General features: G+C 34.2%; 16 protein-coding genes. 7 read left to right on the forward strand and 9 right to left on the reverse strand.

Features of this window, described 5'->3' with window-relative positions; all coding sequences use genetic code 11:
- Nucleotides 1-509: 509 nt before the first annotated feature.
- Nucleotides 510-5,054 carry a DNA polymerase III subunit alpha gene (dnaE, locus tag ASC72_RS08775; RefSeq protein WP_056189870.1) on the forward strand — a complete coding sequence of 1,515 codons (4,545 nt, stop codon included), beginning with the start codon at nt 510-512 and terminating at the stop codon, nt 5,052-5,054.
- Nucleotides 5,055-5,231: 177 nt separating this feature from the next.
- Entirely contained in the window at nt 5,232-6,173 is a 942-nt protein-coding gene (locus ASC72_RS08780; protein WP_056189872.1) for an outer membrane beta-barrel protein, read from the forward strand.
- A 199-nt stretch (nt 6,174-6,372) separates the two neighbouring features.
- On the opposite strand, the gene ASC72_RS08785 is transcribed toward ASC72_RS08780, so the two are convergent.
- The 4 genes from ASC72_RS08785 to ASC72_RS08800 form a co-directional block, all read right to left on the reverse strand.
- Complete coding sequence (locus tag ASC72_RS08785) at nt 6,373-7,365, reverse strand: Gfo/Idh/MocA family protein (RefSeq protein WP_056189875.1); 993 nt, start codon at nt 7,363-7,365, stop codon at nt 6,373-6,375.
- A gap of 330 nt (nt 7,366-7,695) precedes the next feature.
- Complete coding sequence (locus ASC72_RS08790) at nt 7,696-9,804, reverse strand: prolyl oligopeptidase family protein (protein WP_056189879.1); 2,109 nt, start codon at nt 9,802-9,804, stop codon at nt 7,696-7,698.
- A 303-nt stretch (nt 9,805-10,107) separates the two neighbouring features.
- A complete protein-coding gene (locus ASC72_RS08795) occupies nt 10,108-12,315 on the reverse strand; it encodes a TonB-dependent receptor (protein WP_056189880.1) in 2,208 nt (735 codons plus the stop codon).
- A gap of 152 nt (nt 12,316-12,467) precedes the next feature.
- On the reverse strand, nt 12,468-12,821 hold the full coding sequence (locus ASC72_RS08800; RefSeq protein WP_056189884.1) for a hypothetical protein: 354 nt from the start codon (nt 12,819-12,821) through the stop codon (nt 12,468-12,470).
- Between the two features lie 189 nt (nt 12,822-13,010).
- Here ASC72_RS08800 and ASC72_RS08805 point away from each other — a divergent pair, with 189 nt between their 5' ends.
- Nucleotides 13,011-13,748, forward strand: coding sequence for a porin family protein (locus ASC72_RS08805; RefSeq protein WP_371258448.1), 738 nt, complete (start codon nt 13,011-13,013; stop codon nt 13,746-13,748).
- On the opposite strand, the gene ASC72_RS08810 is transcribed toward ASC72_RS08805, so the two are convergent.
- Nucleotides 13,743-14,348 carry a hypothetical protein gene (locus ASC72_RS08810; protein WP_056189888.1) on the reverse strand — a complete coding sequence of 202 codons (606 nt, stop codon included), beginning with the start codon at nt 14,346-14,348 and terminating at the stop codon, nt 13,743-13,745. The two genes, ASC72_RS08805 and ASC72_RS08810, sit on opposite strands and share 6 nt — an antisense overlap.
- Nucleotides 14,349-14,734: 386 nt before the next feature.
- On the opposite strand from ASC72_RS08810, the gene ASC72_RS08815 reads away from it, so the two are divergent.
- From ASC72_RS08815 to ASC72_RS08830, 4 genes are all read left to right on the forward strand, one after another.
- Entirely contained in the window at nt 14,735-17,206 is a 2,472-nt protein-coding gene (locus ASC72_RS08815) for a bifunctional UDP-N-acetylmuramoyl-tripeptide:D-alanyl-D-alanine ligase/alanine racemase (RefSeq protein WP_056189892.1), read from the forward strand.
- Between the two features lie 65 nt (nt 17,207-17,271).
- The gene (mscL, locus tag ASC72_RS08820) at nt 17,272-17,652 is read left to right on the forward strand and encodes a large conductance mechanosensitive channel protein MscL (RefSeq protein ID WP_056189895.1); all 381 of its coding nucleotides are present in this window, start codon (nt 17,272-17,274) and stop codon (nt 17,650-17,652) included.
- 172 nt (nt 17,653-17,824) lie between these two features.
- Nucleotides 17,825-18,814, forward strand: coding sequence for an aspartate-semialdehyde dehydrogenase (locus ASC72_RS08825; protein ID WP_056189900.1), 990 nt, complete (start codon nt 17,825-17,827; stop codon nt 18,812-18,814).
- A gap of 110 nt (nt 18,815-18,924) precedes the next feature.
- Nucleotides 18,925-19,611, forward strand: a complete 687-nt coding sequence (locus tag ASC72_RS08830; protein WP_056189903.1) for a DUF6058 family natural product biosynthesis protein — start codon at nt 18,925-18,927, stop codon at nt 19,609-19,611.
- A 122-nt stretch (nt 19,612-19,733) separates the two neighbouring features.
- Here ASC72_RS08830 and ASC72_RS08835 read toward each other — a convergent pair whose 3' ends face one another.
- The 4 genes from ASC72_RS08835 to ASC72_RS08850 form a co-directional block, all read right to left on the reverse strand.
- A complete protein-coding gene (locus ASC72_RS08835; RefSeq protein ID WP_026982672.1) occupies nt 19,734-20,051 on the reverse strand; it encodes a 2Fe-2S iron-sulfur cluster-binding protein in 318 nt (105 codons plus the stop codon).
- A 66-nt stretch (nt 20,052-20,117) separates the two neighbouring features.
- Entirely contained in the window at nt 20,118-20,597 is a 480-nt protein-coding gene (locus tag ASC72_RS08840) for a hypothetical protein (RefSeq protein WP_056189906.1), read from the reverse strand.
- A gap of 212 nt (nt 20,598-20,809) precedes the next feature.
- Nucleotides 20,810-21,049 (reverse strand): NifU family protein, encoded by a 240-nt coding sequence (locus tag ASC72_RS08845; RefSeq protein ID WP_026982674.1) that lies wholly within the window; start codon nt 21,047-21,049, stop codon nt 20,810-20,812.
- Nucleotides 21,050-21,165: 116 nt separating this feature from the next.
- The gene (locus ASC72_RS08850) at nt 21,166-22,299 is read right to left on the reverse strand and encodes an Mrp/NBP35 family ATP-binding protein (protein WP_056189909.1); all 1,134 of its coding nucleotides are present in this window, start codon (nt 22,297-22,299) and stop codon (nt 21,166-21,168) included.
- Nucleotides 22,300-22,513: the final 214 nt, after the last annotated feature.

Here is a 22,513-nt window from a genome sequence, read left to right on the forward strand (position 1 = left end):
AATTTTGGTCGGAAAATGAATGATAAATCGCTTTTGTTTTTCTTTTTCAGATTAATTTTGACTGGATTGCTTTTAATTTTAATAGTTTGCAAATTTATCTCAAAATCACTATAAAATATCGGTTTTCATTCGAAAAAATGTAACAAAATGAATAGAAATAGTAATAATTGTTAGTTTTTGATTCTTTAGAGGAATTTCAGAAGTTGTCAATTAATATGATTTTGAAGGCTAAAAATTCAATTTAGAATGGATATTGGTAAGTTCAATTTTAATTCAAATACTACGACATCCAAGAAGTGTATTTTTATGAAATTTTATGAATTTTAAGAGGAAAACTGATTAATTGATAAGAATGATTTTTTGGTATAGATGGATTTTCTTTCTTCCAAAAAAAGCGTAAATTTGAACCTCCTCCATTTTCTATAAAGCAATTTTTTATCCTCCATATAATCAAATGTTTATATTGGTAAAATTGGAATTTGGAGTTTTAATTTTTGTTATTTAACGCTATGTATTTAATATTCGATACCGAAACAACCGGATTACCAAAACGCTGGGACGCTCCAATAACCGATTCTGATAACTGGCCTCGCTGTATTCAGATCGCGTGGCAGCTGCATGACGAAATGGGACAGCTTATCGAACATCAGGATTATTTGGTGAAACCGGACGGATTTAATATTCCGTATGATGCTGAACGTATTCACGGAATTTCGACCGAACTGGCTGAAGCCGAGGGAATCACGCTGGCCGAAGTTTTGGAGAAATTCAATATCGCCTTAAGCAAAACCAAATTTATTGTTGGTCAGAATTTAGGTTTCGACGTCAATATTATGGGAGCTGAATTCCATAGAATGGGCGTGGATTCTCCAATGAGTACAATGCCGGTTTTAGATACCTGTACCGAAGTTACAGCTTCATTATTACAACTTCCCGGAGGTCGTGGAGGAAAATTCAAACTTCCAACCTTAACCGAATTACATAGTTATCTTTTTAATAAACCTTTCGCGGAAGCCCACAACGCAACTGCCGATGTTGAGGCAACTACGCGTTGTTTTTTAGAGTTAATCAGAAGAGAGGTTTTTACCAAAGAAGAATTAGATGTTCCGAAGGATTATTTCAAGGAATTTCAGGATAGAAATCCACAGGAATTTCCTTTAATTGGTTTAAAACACATCAATTTAAAAGCGGCTTCTGATAAAATCAGAGAGCAAATTAAAGCTTTACAAGTTGATGATATACAAACTACAGTTTCAGCCTCTGACAGAGCAGATTTTAAAGCAGCAAAATACGCGCATTTACACAATCATACCCAGTTTTCGGTTCTTCAATCGACTATAGGAATTGGAAATATTGTTGCTGCTACAGCCAAAAATGGAATGCCAGCCGTTGCCATGACCGATACCGGAAACATGATGGGAGCTTTTCATTTTGTGAGCGCTGTTATGAACCATAATAAGGCAGCATCCGGAAAAAATAAAGCTTTAGTTGAAGCCGGAGAAGAACCAACAGAAACTGAAATAAAACCAATCGTAGGTTGTGAATTTAATGTCTGTGATAATCACTTAGATAAAAGTAAAAAAGACAACGGAAATCAGGTTGTGTTATTAGCCAAAAACAAAAACGGTTATCACAATCTGGCAAAAATGTCGTCGATCGCTTTTACAGAAGGTTTTTATTATGTTCCGAGAATTGATCGAAAGATCATTGAAAAATATAAGGAAGATATCATGGTTTTGTCCGGGAATCTATACGGAGAGATTCCGAGTAAAATTCTGAATATCGGTGAAAACCAGGCCGAAGAAGCTTTAATTTGGTGGGCAGCACAATTTGGTGATGATTTCTATCTGGAAGTCATGCGCCACAATCAGGAAGATGAAAATCGTGTAAACAAAACCCTGATCGAATTTTCTCAAAAGCATAATGTCAAATTAATTGCTACAAACAATACCTATTATTTAAATAAAGAAGATGCCAATGCACACGACATTTTATTGTGTGTAAAAGATGGTGAAAAACAGGCAACACCAATTGGTCGTGGTCGTGGTTACCGTTACGGATTACCAAATCAGGAATACTATTATAAGTCGGAAGAAGAGATGAAAAAACTCTTTGCCGATTTGCCGGAAGCGATTATCAATATTCAGGAAATTGTCGATAAAGTTGAAGGTTACTCACTTTATCGCGATGTATTGCTTCCAAAATTTGATATTCCGGAAGAATTTATTGTTCCTGAAGATGAAGCTGATGGTGGTGTAAGAGGTGAAAATAAATATCTGCGACACCTTACCATGGTGGGTGCGAAAAAGAGATATGGCGAAATTACAGAATCTATTCAGGAACGTTTGGATTTTGAGTTATTGACGATTTCAAATTCCGGATATCCGGGTTACTTTTTGATTGTTCAGGATTTCATTGCCGAAGCCAGAAATATGGATGTTTCGGTAGGACCGGGGCGTGGATCTGCAGCCGGTTCTGCGGTGGCGTATTGTTTAGGAATTACCAATATAGACCCGATTAAGTACGATTTGCTTTTTGAGCGTTTCCTTAATCCGGATCGTGTATCTATGCCCGATATTGATATCGATTTTGATGATGAGGGCCGTGGTCGTGTTATGGATTACGTAATCAATAAATACGGAAAAAATCAGGTAGCACAGATTATTACGTATGGTAAAATGGCAACCAAATCAGCGATTCGTGATACGGCACGTGTATTGGATTTACCTTTATTTGAAGCCGACAGAATTGCAAAACTGATTCCGGCAATGATGCCGTCGAAGTGGAATTTGGCACGTTTTATTTCTGAAAACGAAGATGAAGTTAAAAAAGCGCTTCGTTCTGATGAATTCGAGAATGTAAAAGAATTGATCGCCATTGCCAATGAAGATGATTTGGCTGGAGAAACCATTCAGCAGGCAAAAATCCTGGAAGGATCAATGCGAAATACCGGAATTCACGCCTGTGGGGTAATTATTACGCCATCGGATATTACGAATTTCGTTCCCGTTACAACCGCAAAAGATTCCGACTTATATGTAACACAGTTTGATAACTCGGTTGCAGAAAGTGCCGGATTGCTTAAAATGGACTTCTTGGGTCTGAAGACCCTTACATTGATAAAAGATACCGTAAAACTGGTAAAATACAGAACAAATATTGATTTGGATCCGGATACTTTCCCGATTGACGATGTTGAAACGTATGCACTTTTCCAAAGGGGAGAAACGGTTGGAATCTTCCAATATGAGTCACCCGGAATGCAGAAATACATGAAAGATCTGAAGCCGACAGTTTTTGGAGATTTAATTGCAATGAATGCCTTGTATCGTCCGGGACCTTTGGAATATATTCCGTCTTTCGTTCGAAGAAAAAATGGGGAAGAGGAAATCAAATACGATTTAGATGCTTGTGAAGAATATTTAGGTGAAACCTACGGAATTACGGTTTATCAGGAGCAGGTAATGCTTTTGTCCCAATCGCTGGCTGGTTTTACAAAAGGTGAGGCCGACGTTTTGCGTAAAGCGATGGGTAAAAAACAAAAGGACGTTCTGGACAAAATGAAACCTAAATTTGTTGAACAAGCTGCCCTAAAAGGTCACGATGCCAAAATTTTAGAAAAAATCTGGAAAGACTGGGAAGCTTTTGCGAGTTACGCCTTCAACAAATCGCACTCGACTTGTTATGCCTGGATTGCGTACCAAACAGCTTACTTAAAAGCGCATTATCCTGCTGAATATATGGCGGCGGTACTTTCAAATAATATGAACGATATCAAACAGGTTTCGTTTTTCATGGAAGAATGTAAACGAATGGGCTTGCAGGTTTTAGGCCCGGATGTGAATGAGTCGTATTATAAGTTTACTGTAAATGATAGTTACGCTGTTCGTTTTGGAATGGGAGCAATTAAAGGAGTGGGTTCCGGAGCTGTAGCAACAATTGTAGAAAACAGAAAAGACGGCAGATATAAATCGATTTTTGATTTGGCCAAACGAATTGATTTACGTGCTGCCAATAAAAAAGCGATTGAAAATCTGGCTTTGGCCGGTGGTTTTGATTCTTTTGAAGGAACAACAAGAGCCCAATATTTTCATGATGATGGTGACGGAATTACGTTTTATGAAAAGGCAATACGTTACGGATCAAAGTTTCAGGAGAACGAAAATTCATCACAGGTAAGTTTGTTTGGTGAAGCAAGTGAAGTTCAGATTGCCGAGCCTGTTGTGCCTCCGTGTGAAGATTGGAGTACAATGGAAAAACTGGCGAAAGAAAAAGAAGTTGTCGGGATTTATATTTCCGGACACCCTTTGGATGATTTTAGATTTGAAATGAAATACTTCTGTAATGCCAGATTGGAAGCGTTGAAAAGCATGGAATTATATGTTGGTAAAAATCTAAATTTTGCAGGAATTATTAATAATGTGCAGCATCGTGTCGCCAAAAATGGAAAAGGCTGGGCAGTATTTAATTTAGAGGGATATGATGAAAGTTATGAGTTTAAGATTTTTGGAGAAGAATATTTAAAGTTCAGGCATTTCCTGATTCAGAATAATTTTGCGTACCTGAAAGTTTTAATAAAAGACGGCTGGGTAAATCACGATACAGGCAAAAAATCAGAACCAAGATTGCAGTTTGTTGAGGTCAGACAATTACAGGATATATTAGAAGTTTTTGCCAAAAAATTAATTCTGTTGTTGAATATTAAAGATTTACAAACTGATTTTATTCATACACTGAATCATTTATTCAATGCTTATAAAGGAGATAATACTGTGACTTTTGAGATCATGGAATTAGAAAACATAAAACGTTTGGTTGAGGTCGAAACCAATACTGATTTTGAAGAAACTGAAGACGCTGTTTTTGCAGATGAAAGTGAAAATGAAGATGCTGATTCTCCATTAGGAGAAACCAAAATTCAGGAACTAAAAGAAGTTGAAGAAATAAAAGTAGTAACTAAATTAACCATGCCAAGCAGAAGATTAAAAGTGAGAATTTCTACTGAATTATTACAGGAATTAGAAAAGCTTCAGGTTAACTTTAAGCTGAATTAAATTTTAACAGTTAAAATTTAGAACTATGCGAAATTTTTGTGTTAAAAATATGCATGCATAGTAGTTTTTTAGTAATATTGCCCGAAATTACAACGATTTCGTACCAAGTCTAACTTTGCAAACCAAAAGAATGTGTTAAAATATTATAAGTTTGCATAAATTAATTAAATCAGAATTATGAAAAAGAACCTATTTTTATTAGGATTATTAGTTTGCTCTATGGCCACAATGGCGCAAACAGAAAAAGCAGATAAACCAGAAAGCTGGTATTTTAAATTAGGAGGATCTTATTTTATTCAAACTGCTGCTACTGAATTTCCAATTGTAAATGGTCAATTGCCTAATACAGATGTTTATGCACCTAATGGAACTACTTTAATTTCGAGAGAAACTAATCACGGATCATTTGGAGAAGGTTTTCGTTCTGGACTAACTGCAGGTTACCGTTTTTCTACTCGTTTAGGAGTTGAAATGGGAATCAACTATTATTCTAGTGCAGATAAATTGATGGTTGAAACTACAAATCGTTTAGTTGCTACGTCACCAACAAATATTTTTGTATCTGGAGATGCTGTAGGAAAAATTAGAGCATGGGATTTATCACCTGCATTAGTGTTATTTTTGGGAGAATCTAAAGGTTTTGAACCTTATACAAAAGTAGGAGTTATTGTTCCTATTCATGGAGATTTGACTATTGAAACTAATCGTACGTATTCTACTGCTGCGGGAGTAATGGCAAAAACGTATTCTGAAGATGTTGTAAAACCTAATCCAACTATTGGTTTTAGTGCTGCAATTGGAAGTTCTTATAAATTAGGAAAAAAAATAGCTTTGTATGCTGAAATTGAATATAGAAACTTTACTGTTCACGGAGATACAAAAGAAACTACTGTGTTTACTGAAAATGGAGTAGATAAATTGAATACACCATCTACTTTTAGACAAGATGCTTCGTATTCTGCTATTCATACTAATTATGTAGACAAGATTGATACTTCGTCTAACAGCAAAGTAACAAATGCTGCAGGTTTTGATAGTACTAAAGCTACTGACGATATTAGTTCTTATGTAGGTATTAGTGGTGTAGGTTTGACTTTTGGATTAAGATACAGCCTATAATTTTCTAAAGAAAAATTTATAGTTTATAAAAAAGAGGATATTCATTCGAATATCCTCTTTTTTATTTTACGGCTTTTTTGTCCTCCTGAGTAACGAAGGATCACACAAGAAATTCCGCAAAGTGAGGTACCAATCTTTGTCAAGCTCCTAATGCGATCCTTCGTTCCTCAGGAGGACAATACTATTCTACAAAATCATTCTATTTTGAATTCCTAAACTCCTTCAAAACTTCATCAATAACCCAGCTTGTTCTGGAAGCAGAAGTTCCTCTTGACGGATTCACACCATCATTACCCAAAAGCTCGCTAACTACAGTTTCAATAAGTGGTTGTTGAATATGAAGCGGATTTTCAATTGTAATACTTTCTTTTTCTCCGTTTGTATATTGAATATGGATTGGATCATTTCCGAAAGTCGAAAAAGAAATCTTGCCTTTATCTCCCACAATTTCAGTGTTATCATAACGCTCGAAACTCGCAAAATTCCATAAACCGGTTCCGTGAATTCCGTTTTCGAATAAAAAGGACATCGAAACTGAATCTTCAGCAGGATAAGCTTTAAGCTGGGAACTTGCGTGCCCGCGAACAGATTGAATCGGACCTAAAACGAAATCAAGAAAATCTAAAGTATGACAAGCTAAATCGACAAATATTCCGCCACCTGAAATATGCGGTAAAACGGTCCACGGCAAATTGATTTCATCGTCATAACGTTCTTCAAATGGATGATATAAAACACAGTTTACATGTCTTACAGTTCCAATTTTATTCTGATCGATTAGTTCTTTTATTTTTAGGAATCTTGGCAAACTTCTTCTGTAATAAGCCACAAATAAAGGAACGTTGTGTTCTTTGCAAACGCTTATCATTTCGTTACACTCTTCAAACGTCAAAGCCATTGGTTTTTCGACGTAAACAGGTTTTCCTGCTTTGGCGCACAAAATCGTATATTCTTTATGAGAAGATGGAGGAGTGGCTATATAAACGGCATCTACTTCCGGATCATTAATCAGGTCAATTGCATTTGAATACCATCTTGGAACATTATGGCGTTTGGCGTAATCTTCGGCAAGTTTGGCATCTCTTCGCATTACAGCAACTAATGCTGAATTTGGAGTTTTTTGAAAGGCCGGACCGCTTTTAACTTCGGTTACATTTCCACAACCTATAATTCCCCATTTTATGATTTCCATTTTTTGGCTTTTTAATTATTATCAAATTTAAAAAAAGGTTTACCACAAATTGCATTAATTTTCGCTAATTTTTTGCTGTTAAAAAAAACCTGCCATAGCGATCAGGTGAAGCAATTACTAAATTATTTTTCACGCAGATTTAAAAAAGATTTAAGCAGATTTAGTAGATTTTTTTATTCAATCAAAAAAATCTACTAAATCTGCGAGATCTGCGAGAGTAAATTTTTGTAATTAAATTTGTGATAATTTGTGTAATTTGTGGTAAAAAATACAGCCACAAACTCACAAAATAATTCGTGAATTCGTGGCTATAAAAAATTAGATTAAATTTTACTTTTTCGGTAAAGCCGTAAAGCCCATATTGTAAAGCGTGAATGCCTGAACATCTACATTTTCCTGAATGGTTGCCGCAACAGATTTTCCTGCTCCATGACCCGCTTTTACATCAATACGAATTAAAACAGGATTGTCTCCTGTTTGTTTTTCCTGCAATTCAGCAGCAAATTTAAAACTGTGTGCAGGCACTACACGGTCGTCATGATCACCAGTTGTTACCATTGTTGCAGGATATTTAACGCCAGCTTTTACATTCTGAACTGGAGAATAACCTTTTAAATATTCAAACATTTCTTTATTATCCTGAGCTGTTCCATAATCGTAAGCCCAACCTGCTCCGGCTGTAAAAGTATGGTAACGCAACATATCCATAACACCAACTGCCGGCAATGCTACTTTCATTAAATCAGGGCGTTGTGTCATTGTTGCTCCAACTAATAAACCTCCGTTAGAACCTCCGCGAATGGCTAAGAAATCTGATGAAGTATATTTTTGAGCGATTAGATATTCACCGGCAGCAATAAAATCGTCAAATACATTTTGTTTTTGCAATTTCGTTCCGGCATCATGCCATTTCTTTCCGTATTCACCACCGCCTCTTAAATTGGCAACAGCATAAACGCCACCATTTTCCATCCAAACTGCATTTGCAATACTGAAAGCCGGTGTTAAACTGATATTAAATCCGCCATAACCATAAAGAATTGTTGGGTTTTTACCGTTTAATTTTAATCCTTTTTTATAGGTAATAATCATCGGGATTTTAGTTCCGTCTTTTGAAGTGTAGAAAACCTGTTTTGACTCATAATCTTCACTTTTAAAATCTACTTTAGGTTTTTGATAAATTTCAGATTTACCAGATTTTGGTTCCAATGAATAAATCGTTCCAGGCGTAGTGTAGTTGGTAAAACTGTAATATAAAGTTTTTTCGTGTTTTTTTCCGCCAAATCCGCTTGCAGTTCCTACTGCCGGAAGTTTGATCTCACGAATTAATTTTCCGCTATAATCATACTGCTGTACAAATGAAACAGCATCTTTAGTATAATTGGCAAAAAAGTATCCACCACCTGTTGAAGGCGATAAAATGTCTTGCGTTTCTTTAATGAAATCTTTCCAGTTTTCTGGTTTCGGATTGTTCACATCTACCGTTACAACACGTTTGTTTGGTGCATTTAAATCGGTTTCGATAAACAATTTACTTCCTTCGTTTTCTATAATTGAATTATCACTATTGAAGTTGTCTACAATAGTTACAATTGGACTGTTTGCAGTTGTTAAGTCTTTAATGTAAAGCTCGTTTCCATAAGTAGAATTTGATGCTGAAATAATTAAATAACGGTCATCTTCAGTCACATAACCGCCAACATATCTTCTTTTTTGATCGACTCCAAAAATTAGTTTGTCTTCTTTTTGAGAAGTTCCAAGTTTGTGGAAATACAATTTATGCTGATCTGTTTTAGCAGATAATTCGCTTCCTTTTGGTTTGTCATAACTTGAATAATAAAAACCTTCATTTCCATGCCATGAGATTCCGCTGAATTTTACATCAACTAAAGTATCTTCTAAAACTTTTTTAGACAAGGCATCAATAATAATAACTTTTCTCCAGTCGCTTCCGCCTTCAGAAATGGCATAAGCTGCTTTTGATCCGTCTTTAGAAAAATCCAATTCACCAAGTGATGTTGTTCCGTCTTTAGAAAAAGTATTAGGATCTAAGAAAACTTCTTCTTTGCCATCCTGTCCTTTTCGGTAAATAACCGATTGATTTTGAAGTCCGTTGTTTTTTGAATAATAGGTATACTTTCCTTCCGTAAAAGGAGCGCTTATTTTTTCATAATTCCAAAGTTGTTCCATGCGTTTTTTCAATTCATCACGAAACGGAATTTTATCCAAATAGCCATAAGTAACTTTGTTTTCAGCTTGTACCCAGGCACCGGTTTCAGTAGATTTATCATCTTCAAGCCAACGATATGGATCGCTTACTTTAGTGTCAAAATATACATCTACAGTTTCGCCTTTTTTTGTTTCCGGGTATTGAATTTTATTTTGTCCAAATGAAATTCCTGCAGTTGTAATAGCCATTATAAGAAATGTTTTTTTCATTGTTTAAGTTTGTCAATTGTAACAAAAATAGTGGTTTTTGTAATATAGGGATTGTTTTTACCACAAAGAACACAAAGTTTTTTACCCATGCTTGGTTTTGTAAAAACGCAAAGTTCACAAAGCTTTGTGTTGATTTCTTACTTTGTGAACTTTGTGTTTTCTGAAGATACTTTTAAATAAAATCTTTGTGTACTTTGTGGTAAAAATTTAAGTGCTGTTTAACCTCAAGGAGTTCGCAAAGTTTCGTTTTAAACTTTGCGAACCTTGCATAATTCTTAGCATTCCTTGCGGTTAAATTAAAAGTTATAGATTAAAATTAACTCCTAAAACAATGTTTCTTCCAATATTCGGGATACCGTCTGTTTTTAATCTGGAAAGGTGTGCAATATATTCTTTATCAAATAAATTGTTTCCGTTCAGGTTTACATCAAAAGCAGTTTTACCCAATTTTACCGTTCCTCCAAAACCTAAGTTAACCAAAGTATAACCTTTTGAAGCTGTTTCAAAACCACTTACATTATCCTGCTTCATAGTTGATGAAACGTTTAATGAAGCATAGCCTTCCTGAAACCAATCTTTGATTTTGAATTCAGTTCTAAGCGTATTATTCCAATTGTTGGCAGGAATTAATGGCAAATAATCTTTGTTGTCTTTTTTACCGGTTACAGTTTCAAAACTTGTTTCAAAATGCAACCAGTCTAACGGGTGCGGGTGAAAATGCAATCCGATTTCACCACCATACAATTGTGCGTTATCCTGTACGTAGGCAAAAACGTCATTGTCATCACGAGTTTCTCCGGTCGGCGAAGTATAGATATAATTGTTTATGTGATTGTAAAATCCGTTTACGAAGAACTCAAAGTGTGAATTTTTATATTCTAAGTTTAAATCCGTCTGAACGTTTTGTTCGGTTTTCAAATTAGCGTTTCCAATTTCATAACGGTTAGTTCCTTCATGAACTCCATTTGAAGTCAATTCGGCTAAATTTGGCGCTCTAAATCCTGTTGCCACATTCAATCGAAGTGTTAAAGGCTCTGCTAATTTGGTTTTATATCCCAAAGAAGCATTAAAGCTGTCGAAAGATCTGTCTAAAGCTTCAAAATAACCTTCTTCACCTGAAATTCCATGCGCTTCTGATGTAATATTTCTATTGTCAAAACGTAATCCGGCTTGTAAAACGCTATTATTCCATTCGTAATTCGCTGTTCCAAAAACACCAAAATCATTTGTTGTTGCATCCGGAATCAAATATTCTTCACCAAAATTAGCATTGGTTTGATGCATTCCCTGAACGCCTAAAATCGTTTCAATTTTGCCCATTTTCGGAAAATGATATTTTGCGTTGTAATTGAAAGTATTTAGTTTCATTCTTAAAGAGGCGTTGTTACTGTCTTCAAATTCGCTTCTGTCATTAGCGATATAGCCCAAATCAACGTCTAATTTTGAGTTTTCAAAGAAAATAACATTATTCAAACTCAACAAATGATTGAAAATACCCTGTCTCGGAAATTGGGTGTCTTTGCTTGAAGATTGCTCTGCAATTCCATCTTCCGGCATTCCAAGATCCAATTTGTTGTAGTTATATCTTAGGACACTTGAAAAACTTGAATTGCTGTATCCAATTCCGGTTTTAAAATCAGTTTCATTGTAACGCGAATTCGTTACGCGATCGCCATCGGCAATTTTATAATCAGAGTGTGTGTTGAAACTTCCTCGGGCCAAAAATTTCCAATTGTCAGTTGATGTTTTTAATCCAATAGAAGAATTACTTCCTTGTGTATTGGTAAAATATTTTTGACTGAAATTAGCTTTGAAAGTATTCGCATCGGCAAATTTTTCAGGATTAAAATATAAAACACCACCTAAAGCATCAGAACCATATAATAAAGAGGCAGGTCCTTTTATAACTTCGACACTTTCAATTCCGGCATCGTTTAAACCCAGACCATGTTCGTCTCCAAACTGTTGATTTTCGATACGGACACCTTGAGAATAAACCAAAACACGATTACCGCTCAAACCGCGAATAACCGGTTTTCCGATAGAAGTTCCCGTTGAAATTTGGGAGACTCCGGGAATTGTTGCTAAACCTTCAATTAAAGTTGAAGTCCCTTTTTGTTGTAAAGTTTTAATACTTTCATGTTCGACTTTCATAACATTTTGCGATTGCAATTTGTTGAAAGGAGTAGAAACCACAACTTCATCCATTTCAAAAACAGATTCTGAAAGTGTAATGTCTAAAGTGTTTTCTTTTAATAATTTAGCAATTGTCTTGTTTTGAGTGGTAAAACCAACAAAAGTAAAAGCAACCCTAAAACTTCCGTTTGGAAGATTGGTAAATTCGTATTTTCCGTTTGCATCAGTGGTTGTTCCTTTGTGCAATTCCGGTGCATAAACCGAAACTCCCGGCAATGGCTGATTCTGAAGATCTGTAACGGTTCCGGTAACAATATTTTGAGCAGTAAGTATGCCCGAAAACCCTAAAATAAGGGCTAATATGATTTTTTTCATTTGAAAATGATGCTATAGTTGAATTGATTTTTTTTAGAATAAAAACAGAAATCAGAACAAACTTGCCAATCCTGATAGGTTTCAGGATGGAAAACTTATTCTCTTCCGAGTTTTATAATTAAGAATTTAGTTTACTTAGAGTATTTCGAAATCTAAGAAACTATAACAGCAGGAGGGCCACGCAGTAAATAAGCACTTCCTGAAAAAGAAAGGATGCTTTCTGAGAAGACAAAGAAAAAAGGTATTTCTTCATGAAAAGTTTGAAATGCAAAGGAAAAATTTTCAGGAACAATATAACTTCCAAAAGCAAAATGACATACATAACACAAGTCATAATCATGATGCTGATGCGTTATTTCACCACTCGGATCACTATAGTCGTGATGACATTGTTTTTCTGAAAGCTGTTTTACAATATGCTCATAACTGTGTATCGACTGAAACAATATCGAGAACAATATTGTCAGTGCGAAAGAAACACTTAATATGAGTTGCTTTTTTTTCATGCAGGACAAAGGTATAAAAGAGCAATGAAAAATGGATTCATTTTTTAAATTCTATTGCTAATTTGTTGAAAAAAAAGCAACAAATAGTTTTATTCGTCGTGAAAAAGAGAATAATTACTTTCAAATGGTATCCTGAACTGGCATTATATTATATTTGTGTGAAATAAATCAACGCTAAAAAACGTTTATTTGAAAACCACTTTAAAACCAAAATACGATATGCGATTCCTTTTTAGTTGTTTGTTTTTAGTTTCGTTTTTAAACGTTTTTTCGCAGGACGAAGTGAAACCTGAAATAAAACCAGTGGTTAAAATTGATTCTTTATATCGCGAAGATCAGTTTTATTTCTCCGTTACCTATAATCTTTTGGTTCAGGGACCGGATGGCTTAAAACAAGATAAATTTTCTGCCGGACTTTCCGGAGGTTTTCTGCGCGATTTTCCCCTCAATAAAAAACGAACATTTGCCATAGCTCCTGGTTTAGGAATAAGTTATCAGAATTATTATCAAAATCTGACGGTCTCAAAAAGCGCTGACGGATCATTAATATATGGAGTCAATAGTTATGATGAATTTGTTGCAAATAGATTCAGGCAATATTTAGTTGATGTGCCAATAGAATTTAGATGGAGAAACTCAACTTATGAAAGTACCAAATTCTGGAGAATTTATGCAGGTTTAAAATTTAGCTATGTTTTTGCTGCTAAATCAGTTCTAAAAGATGGAGAGAACATTTATAAAATTAAAAATAATCCTGATTTAAATGATTTTCAATACGGGGTTTATCTTTCAGCGGGATATAATACCTGGAATATTTATGCTTATTATGGCTTAAATACATTGTATAAATCTGAAGTTAAGACATTAAGTGGCGAAAATGTCAGCATGAGAACAATGAATCTGGGTTTGATTTTTTACATTTTATAACCACAAATACAAAAACAGTAACTGCGGTAATACACCCAATAATAACCCAATTAATACTTCTTTAGCCGTGTGAGCTTCCATTTCTAATCTTGAAGAAGCCACAACTCCGGTCATTAAAATCAAAAGAGCTGACCAATACGGATTTTGCATTTGCAAGTGAATGTTTAAGCCAATCACAAAAATGGTAAAACCACTCATTGCCATAGTATGTAAACTTGCTTTTATTTTAAATAACGAACATATTAAAGCTAAAATAGTACTGAACAGCGCACCCAGGAAAAAGAAATGAAGTTCAGGGTAACGCACAATCACAATGCTTCTTTTTACCAGAAGGATATATAAAAAACACTGCAAAACAAGCGGAATTTTACGTTGCGATGTTTCTGCAACCATTATAGAATCGACGTGTCCAGTGGAGCGAAGCAGCAAGAAAAACAAGACAGGAACTAAAATAGTAATAATCAGAATTTGGAATAACACATAATATTTCTCCTGATTGGTAAAAATATCTCCTTTGCAAAAAAGATAAAACAAAGTAGCATACATCGAAATAAAAATCGGATGCAGGATATAAGAGAATATAGGAAGTATCTTTTTCAAAACGTGAAATTTCGGGTATTCAACAAATATAATAATGTTTTTTGCCGCGAAATATATAAATTTTCACAAATTATGTTTAAAATATTTTAGATCTGTGGCAAAAATAATTTGCTAATTAATTCCCCTGTTTGCTATGGCTCGGGTCATAGTAAACCTTTTTTTAAATTTATTTAGAATTTACTCTCGCAGATCCCGCAGATCCTGCAGATTTTTTTCCCCCAACAGAATCTGCTAAATCTGCTAAATCTGCGAGAAAAAATAATTCGTGATTGCTTCGCCTATTTGTCAACGCTCGGGGTGCTACTTTTTTAATCGCAAAGAATTAGCGAAAATTTGTGTAATTGGTGGCAAACCTTTTTTTAAATTTGACAAAAGAAACTTTCTAAATGAGCATAAATTTAAAAAACCTTATTTCGGTTCTTGACGCCAGATGGATCGGTCCTGATACTGATATTTTTATTGATCATATTTCTATCGACAGCCGTTCGTTGCAAAACGGATCAAAAACATTATTTTTTGCTTTATCAGGCATTAATAATGATGCTCATTTATTTATTCCGGAGTTGATAGAAAAAGGAGTTAAGAATTTTGTAGTTCACCACATTCCGAAGAATAGTGAAGGAAAAGCTAATTTTCTGGTGGTAAAAAACACTCTCAAAGCTTTACAACAGTTCGCAGGTTATTACCGTGATCTTTTTGATTTTCCTGTGCTCGGAATTACCGGAAGCAATGGAAAAACAATTGTAAAAGAGTGGCTTAATTTTTTATTAAGTCCCGATTATAATGTTATCAGAAGTCCTAAAAGTTATAATTCTCAGGTTGGTGTTCCTCTTTCTGTGATTGCTATTAATGAAAAACATAATCTGGGTATTTTCGAAGCCGGAATTTCGACGGTTAACGAGATGAATAAACTCGAAAATATCGTTAAACCTACAATTGGCATTTTAACCAATATTGGTCCGGCGCATGATGAAGGTTTTGAAAATTCAGAACAAAAAATCCGAGAGAAATTATTGCTTTTCAAAAAATCAGAAGTTATTATTTATCAAAAAAATGAACTTATTGATCAATGTTTAAAGACATTTTCAGAGCAATATCCGATAAAGGAAAGAGCACTTTTTTCCTGGAGTTTTAGTGATAATTCTGCTGATGTGTTTATTCTGGAAAAGGAAAACAGAAATGAAAAAACAACAATTCAATATCAATATCAAAACGAATTTTTCGATTTAGAAATTCCTTTTCAGGATTCTGCTTCTATCGAAAATGCGATTTCCTGTTTATTGGTTTTACTTTACTTTAATTATGATTTTGAAACGATTCAGGGCCGCATGAAAATGTTGTACCCGGTTGAGATGCGTTTGGAAGTAAAAAACGGAATAAACAATTGCAGTATTATTGATGATAGTTATAGTTCTGATTTTCAGTCATTAAAAATCGCTTTGGATTTTCTGGAAAGTCAGCAAAAAAAGAATGCAACAAAAACCGTTATTTTATCTGATATTTTCCAAAGCGGATTTTCAAACGAAGAATTGTATTCTAAAGTAGCGCAACTTATTGCTGATAATAAAGTTAATAAGGTAATTGGAATTGGAACAACTATTACATCTTTTAAAAACAAATTTCCGGCTATTATTACATTTGAGAATACAGCCGAATTTATTTCGAAGTTCGAAAGTTTAAGTTTCAATAATGAGACGATTTTAATTAAGGGTGCGAGATCATTTCAGTTTGAAGAAATCGTTTCCTTGCTGGAAGAAAAAACGCATGAAACGGTTCTCGAAATAAACTTAGATTCTATTAGTCATAACCTGAATTTCTTTAAAGCGAAACTAAATCCGGAGGTAAAAATCATGGTTATGGTGAAAGCTTTTGGATACGGAAATGGAGGTTTGGAAATTGCGAAATTACTCGAACATCATAAAGTAGATTATTTAGGTGTGGCTTTTGCCGATGAAGGAATCTCATTGAAAAACGGTGGAATTAAATTGCCCATTATGATTTTGAATCCGGAATCGACTAGTTTTCCTTCGATTATTCAGTATCAATTAGAACCTGAAATTTACAGCATAAAAGGATTAAATGCCTTTTTGAAAATTGCCCGCGAAAAGAATCTGAAGAATTTTCCAATTCACATAAAATTAGATACAGGAATGCATCGTTTGGGGTTTGAAGAAAATACAATCGATGAATTGATAGAAACTTTAAAAGGAAATTCAACCGTTCGCATTCAGAGTGTTTTGTCGCATATGGCAACAAGTGACGAAATGAAGCATTATGAATTTGCGCTTTCTCAGATTAATTTGTTCGAAAAGTTGTCTTCAAAACTGATTTCAGCATTAAACATTAATCCAATTCGCCATATTTTGAATACTTCCGGAATTAGTAATTTCCCAAATGCGCAATATAATATGGTACGATTGGGAATTGGTTTATACGGGGTTTCCAATGATCCATCGGAACAAAAATATTTAGAAAATGTTGGAACTTTAAAATCAATTATTTCGCAGGTTCGAACAATTCCTGCGTGCGATAGCGTGGGTTATGGACGTCGTTTTATGGCAGAGAAAGAAACAAAAATTGCCACAATTCCAATTGGGTATGCTGACGGAATCTCTAGATTATGGGGCAATCAGGTTGGATTTGTTACCATTAAAAACCAAAAAGCATTTATTGTTGGAAGTGTTTGTATGGATATGTTAATGGTTGATGTTAGCGAAATTGACTGCAAAGAAGGAGATTCGGTTATTATTTTCGGCGAAAGCCCTACAGTGAATGAAATGGCAGAAGCGTTAAAAACAATTCCATATGAAATTATGACAAGTATCTCGCAACGTGTAAAAAGAGTATTTTTCAGATAGATTTCAGTATTTTTTAAAGAAAATTATGTATTTTCGATATACTTAATAAATTTAAAGAAACAATTATGAGTGTACTTTCAGAATTTAAGGAATTTGCAATGAAAGGCAACGTAGTCGATTTGGCTGTGGGTGTCATTATTGGAGCTGCTTTTGGTAAAATCGTAAGCTCATTAATTGAAAATGTAATTACTCCATTGATATTAAAACCGGCGTTAGATGCGGCGCATTTATCGACGATCGAAGAACTAACCGCTTTTGGAGGGGTAAAATATGGTTTGTTTATTTCGGCTGTAATTAACTTTATAATTGTTGCTTTTGTATTGTTTTTAATTATTAAAGGAATAAATAAAGTGAAAAAGAAAGAAGAAGTTGTTGCGCCACCAGCAGGACCAACGCAAGAAGAATTGCTTACTCAAATTAGAGATCTATTAAAAAATAAACAATAATATATATACCGCTACACTAAGTCTAACTTAACCGTTCCTTAATTGGAGCGGTTTTTTTGGACAATGTTTAATTTGTAACATTTTGTTATTTTTTGTGAAGCGTCTTGTTTTGACTTTTATTATGTATACTTTTGCATTATAATTTAGATTAATTCATACTAAAAATATAAAAATGAGAATAGCGGTTGTAGGTGCCACTGGTATGGTTGGCGAGGTAATGCTTAAAGTTTTAGCGGAAAGAAATTTTCCGGTTACAGAATTGATTCCTGTTGCATCTGAAAGATCAGTAGGAAAAGAAATTGAATATAAAGGAACAAAATATAAAGTTGTCGGAATGCAAACAGCAGTTGATATGAAAGCTGATATTGCGGTTTTCTCTGCCGGAGGTGATACTTCATTAGAGTGGGCGCCAAAATTTGCTGCAGCCGGAACAACAGTTATTGATAATTCATCGGCATGGAGAATGGATCCTACTAAAAAATTGGTAGTGCCTGAAATTAATGCTAATACATTAACAAAAGAAGACAAAATTATTGCAAATCCAAACTGCTCTACTATTCAAATGGTATTGGCATTGGCTCCTTTGCATAAAAAATACAATATTAGAAGAGTTATTGTTTCTACTTACCAATCGATCACCGGAACTGGTGTAAAAGCGGTAAAACAATTAGAAAACGAATATGCGGGAATTCAGGGAGAAATGGCTTACAAATATCCAATTCACAGAAATGCAATTCCACATTGCGATAGTTTTGAAGAAAACGGATACACTAAAGAAGAAATGAAATTAGTTCGTGAAACTCAAAAAATTCTTGGTGACAACACCATCAGAGTTACAGCTACTGCAGTACGTGTTCCAGTTGTTGGCGGACACAGTGAAGCAGTAAATGTTGAGTTCACTAATGATTTTGATGTAAATGAAGTTCGCGAAATTTTGCATAATACTGATGGAGTAGTGGTGCAGGATAATTTAGATACTTTTACTTACCCAATGCCGCTTTATGCTGAAGGTAAAAATGATGTTTTTGTTGGAAGAATCCGTCGTGACGAAAGCCAGCCAAATACATTAAACATGTGGATTGTTGCTGATAACCTAAGAAAAGGGGCAGCTACAAACACCATTCAAATCGCTGAATATTTAATTGCAGCAGGTTTGGTATAAAGGAGAGATTAAAGAAAATTGTTATAAAGGAAAAACCGTAATTGCAGTGATGTAATTACGGTTTTTTTGATGTTTTAATGGTATATTTGGTTTGTAATCTTAATTCGAAAATGAAAGATATAAACCTAAAATACATTGAAGATAATTATCTGGAAGTTGAAGAAATTATAAGAATAATGAATCTTACTTCGGATCAATTAAATCGACTTATTGAAGAAAAACTTATTCCTGAAGCTTCGTATGTTATTAATTCAGAAATAACAATAAGTTCTTCTTTAAGCGATAATCATAAAATTGTTTCTTCTAAAAAGTATTTTCCTAAAAGTATCCTGCAACTTATTGCGGACAATATTTTGCATCATAATCCTGAGAAATTTAAAAAGGATTTTAAAAAAAATCTCTTGTCTAATTTAAAAAATCATGAATACAAAGCATTTGCTTATGGAAATGTTTTTGACGAAAATGGAGAAATTGATTTGATAAAGGCGGATAAAGCTCTGGAAGAAGAATGGAATTATTTCTGTAAAGGAATTTACGGTATTTGTACTTTAGAAAGCAATGAGGAGGCGATTATTGAGAAAGAAATCGCAATAAAAAGAATATTGGATTTTATTGAAAATAAAGCTGGAAGTATAACTCAGGAAAAAAGGAATCAATTAAAAGAACTGAATGATGTCTTTAATGAATATACAAGTAATTTTGCACCATACCAGCGAGACTTAAGTAGTAGAGGAAAATATCTGGATAAATTGCTCAAAGAATTCTCTTTGGAAGAACTTATTAAAAAATACGATTAATTCAATATAAAAAAAGCGAGAACCTAAATTCTCGCTTTTTTATTTTTTAATATTCTGGAGTCAGATAGTTCCAAACAAAAATTCCAATAGAATTTTGGAATTTAAATTTTGGAATTTATTATTTAATATTCAGGAGCCAGTTCTAATTCGAGCCCTTCTAATTCTGTAGTAATTGGAATCTGACAGCCTAAACGACTATTAGATTTAACATAAAACGCTTCTGAAAGCATGGCTTCTTCTTCATCTCCCATTTCTGGTAATGCAACATCATTTAGAACATAACACTGGCAAGAGGCACACATGGCCATTCCGCCACAGGTTCCTTCAACAGGAAGTTCGTATGCTTTGCATAACTCCATTATATTCATTGCCATATCAGTTGGAGCCTGTAACTCGTGTATAACTCCTTCTCGATCTTTAATCTTTATTAATACATCCATTTTTTATTAATTGGAATTTTTATGGTTAGGATTTTATAACGTGAAAAAATCCTTATTTTTTTATGTTTAACTATTTGGTTTCAGGCTAAATGCAAACTCTTTTTTGCTGCTTTCTTTTAGATGCATTTTTAAGCCAAGCGTATTACCGTTTTTTTCCAGTATTGTTACTATCGCAATAACAGAATAATAATCTTTGTCTGACTGAAAAATTAAAGTTCCCTCATATGTTGAGTTTACTACACCTTGTTTATCAGTTGTTACAGTTAATTTTCTCGGATGTGAAAATTCTGCTGCACTATATGTTGCTTTGTTAGAAAACTTAGCTTTTCCTTCGCAGATATCATATAGAAAATCATAATTGCCAATTCTTAAACTTCCTTCTTCAGTAGCACTAGTCGAAAAAACGATTTGTCCTGCATATTTAAAATCCGACCATTCTTCAGAATCATTTACCCAGGCTTTGTCAACAATTAAAGTTTGACTTTGCTGTGCATAACTTACAGACACAAAAAACAACAATAAAAATAGAGCGTAGTAGTTCTTCATAATTTAAGTTTTAAGGGTTGTTGCAAAATTAAGTTAAAATGCAGTAAATCCGTAACTTAAACTCTTAAATCTTTGGCTTGTTTTTTGTCAATTCTGTAATATCACATGCTTTTTGAGTGATTTATTTATGATTTATAAAGAAAATCTTCAAAAGAGCTATTATTCCTGTTAATGACCTGGGACTTAAGGAATAAAGAAAGAGGGCCTGTTTGTTACATTATATTTACTACAGTTTCAATCTGTGGTGCATATTTTTTTATGGTTGTTTCAACCCCTGCTTTCAGCGTCATTTGATTTACGCTACAGCTAATACATGCGCCTTCAAGACGAACTTTAACATGTTTGTCATCGTCTATAGAAATAAGCGTAATATCTCCTCCATCAGAATTTAAAAAAGGTCTGATTTCATCAAGAGCCAGTAATACGTTGCTTGTTAATTCTTCTGTTGTCATAATTTTATATATCAATTAGAGAATTAGATAATGAGAAAATGTGTCAATTAGATAATTGTCTTTCGGTCATTATCTAATTATCTAATTTTCTCATTATCTAATTTTATCTCAATTATCTAATTCTTTTTAACCGCTGAACATCCAGCCATTGTTGTAATTTTAATGGCTTCTGTTGCTGGTAAGCTATCGTTTCTGTTTACTACTTCCTGCACCACATTTCTGGTAATTTCTTCAAAAATAGTTTCTATTACAGAGGCTGTTTGCAAAGCTGCCGGACGACCGTAATCTCCTGCTTCACGAATGGATTGTACAATTGGTACTTCTCCTAAGAATGGAACACCTAAGTCTTCTGCAAGGTTTTTAGCTCCTTCCTGTCCAAAGATATAGTATTTATTGTCAGGTAATTCTTCTGGTGTAAAGTACGCCATATTTTCAATGATCCCCAAAACAGGAACATTAATATTGTCCTGCATAAACATTGAAACTCCTTTTTTAGCATCTGCAAGTGCCACAGCCTGAGGTGTACTTACAACTACAGCTCCGGTAATTGGCAATGATTGCATAATCGAAAGGTGAATGTCTCCGGTTCCAGGAGGTAAATCGATTAGCATGAAATCTAATTCTCCCCAATCTGCATCAAAGATCATTTGGTTTAAAGCTTTTGCAGCCATAGGACCTCTCCAGATTACTGCCTGACTTGGTGCTGTAAAGAATCCGATAGAAAGTATTTTGACTTCAAAACTTTCGATTGGTTTCATTTTTGATTTTCCGTCAACAGTAATCGAAACTGGTTTTTCGTTTTCAACGTCAAACATAATTGGCATTGAAGGTCCGTAAATATCAGCATCTAAAACTCCAACGGCAAAACCCATTTTGGCAAGTGTTACGGCAAGATTTGCAGTAACGGTTGATTTTCCAACACCACCTTTACCAGAGGCAACGGCAATAATATTTTTGATTCCGGGAATTGCTTTTCCTTTTATTTCATTAGGATTTTCCTTTGCTTCAACTTTAATGTTTACTTTAACTTTAGCTTCAGGAGATACCAATTCATGAATTGTTTTTTTGACGTCATCTTCGGCTCTTTTTTTAATGTGCATTGCCGGTGTGTGCAATAGTAAATCTACGACTACTTCATCACCAAAAGTAATAACATTGGCAACAGCACCGCTTTCAACCATATTTTTTCCTTCTCCGGCTATGGTAATTGTTTCCAGAGCTTTAAGAATTTCTTTTCTATCTAGTTTCATTTTTAATGTAGGTGTTTTCTATTGGCGAAACGTTTTTAAACACTATGTTTATTTAAACTCGTTTCAGACTGCAAAGATAACAGATTATGTTCGGATTTCTATCCTTTTTGAATCGTATTTATTGATATCGAAATTATTCAAAATGATACTATTGCTCTTATTGGCCAGCAAATAAAAAATATAAAGCATAACAACTTAGATTTATAAGAAAGAA

The organism is Flavobacterium sp. Root420 (assembly GCF_001427905.1).
Classification (GTDB): domain Bacteria; phylum Bacteroidota; class Bacteroidia; order Flavobacteriales; family Flavobacteriaceae; genus Flavobacterium.

Bases quoted from the DNA above. Each gene is read 5' to 3' on its own strand.
- dnaE (WP_056189870.1), top strand. From the start codon at position 510: ATGTATTTAATATTCGATACCGAAACAACCGGATTACCAAAACGCTGG.
- ASC72_RS08780 (WP_056189872.1), top strand. From the start codon at position 5,232: ATGAAAAAGAACCTATTTTTATTAGGATTATTAGTTTGCTCTATGGCC.
- ASC72_RS08785 (WP_056189875.1), bottom strand. From the start codon at position 7,365: ATGGAAATCATAAAATGGGGAATTATAGGTTGTGGAAATGTAACCGAA.
- ASC72_RS08790 (WP_056189879.1), bottom strand. From the start codon at position 9,804: ATGAAAAAAACATTTCTTATAATGGCTATTACAACTGCAGGAATTTCA.
- ASC72_RS08795 (WP_056189880.1), bottom strand. From the start codon at position 12,315: ATGAAAAAAATCATATTAGCCCTTATTTTAGGGTTTTCGGGCATACTT.
- ASC72_RS08800 (WP_056189884.1), bottom strand. From the start codon at position 12,821: ATGAAAAAAAAGCAACTCATATTAAGTGTTTCTTTCGCACTGACAATA.
- ASC72_RS08815 (WP_056189892.1), top strand. From the start codon at position 14,735: ATGAGCATAAATTTAAAAAACCTTATTTCGGTTCTTGACGCCAGATGG.
- mscL (WP_056189895.1), top strand. From the start codon at position 17,272: ATGAGTGTACTTTCAGAATTTAAGGAATTTGCAATGAAAGGCAACGTA.
- ASC72_RS08825 (WP_056189900.1), top strand. From the start codon at position 17,825: ATGAGAATAGCGGTTGTAGGTGCCACTGGTATGGTTGGCGAGGTAATG.
- ASC72_RS08830 (WP_056189903.1), top strand. From the start codon at position 18,925: ATGAAAGATATAAACCTAAAATACATTGAAGATAATTATCTGGAAGTT.
- ASC72_RS08835 (WP_026982672.1), bottom strand. From the start codon at position 20,051: ATGGATGTATTAATAAAGATTAAAGATCGAGAAGGAGTTATACACGAG.
- ASC72_RS08840 (WP_056189906.1), bottom strand. From the start codon at position 20,597: ATGAAGAACTACTACGCTCTATTTTTATTGTTGTTTTTTGTGTCTGTA.
- ASC72_RS08845 (WP_026982674.1), bottom strand. From the start codon at position 21,049: ATGACAACAGAAGAATTAACAAGCAACGTATTACTGGCTCTTGATGAA.
- ASC72_RS08850 (WP_056189909.1), bottom strand. From the start codon at position 22,299: ATGAAACTAGATAGAAAAGAAATTCTTAAAGCTCTGGAAACAATTACC.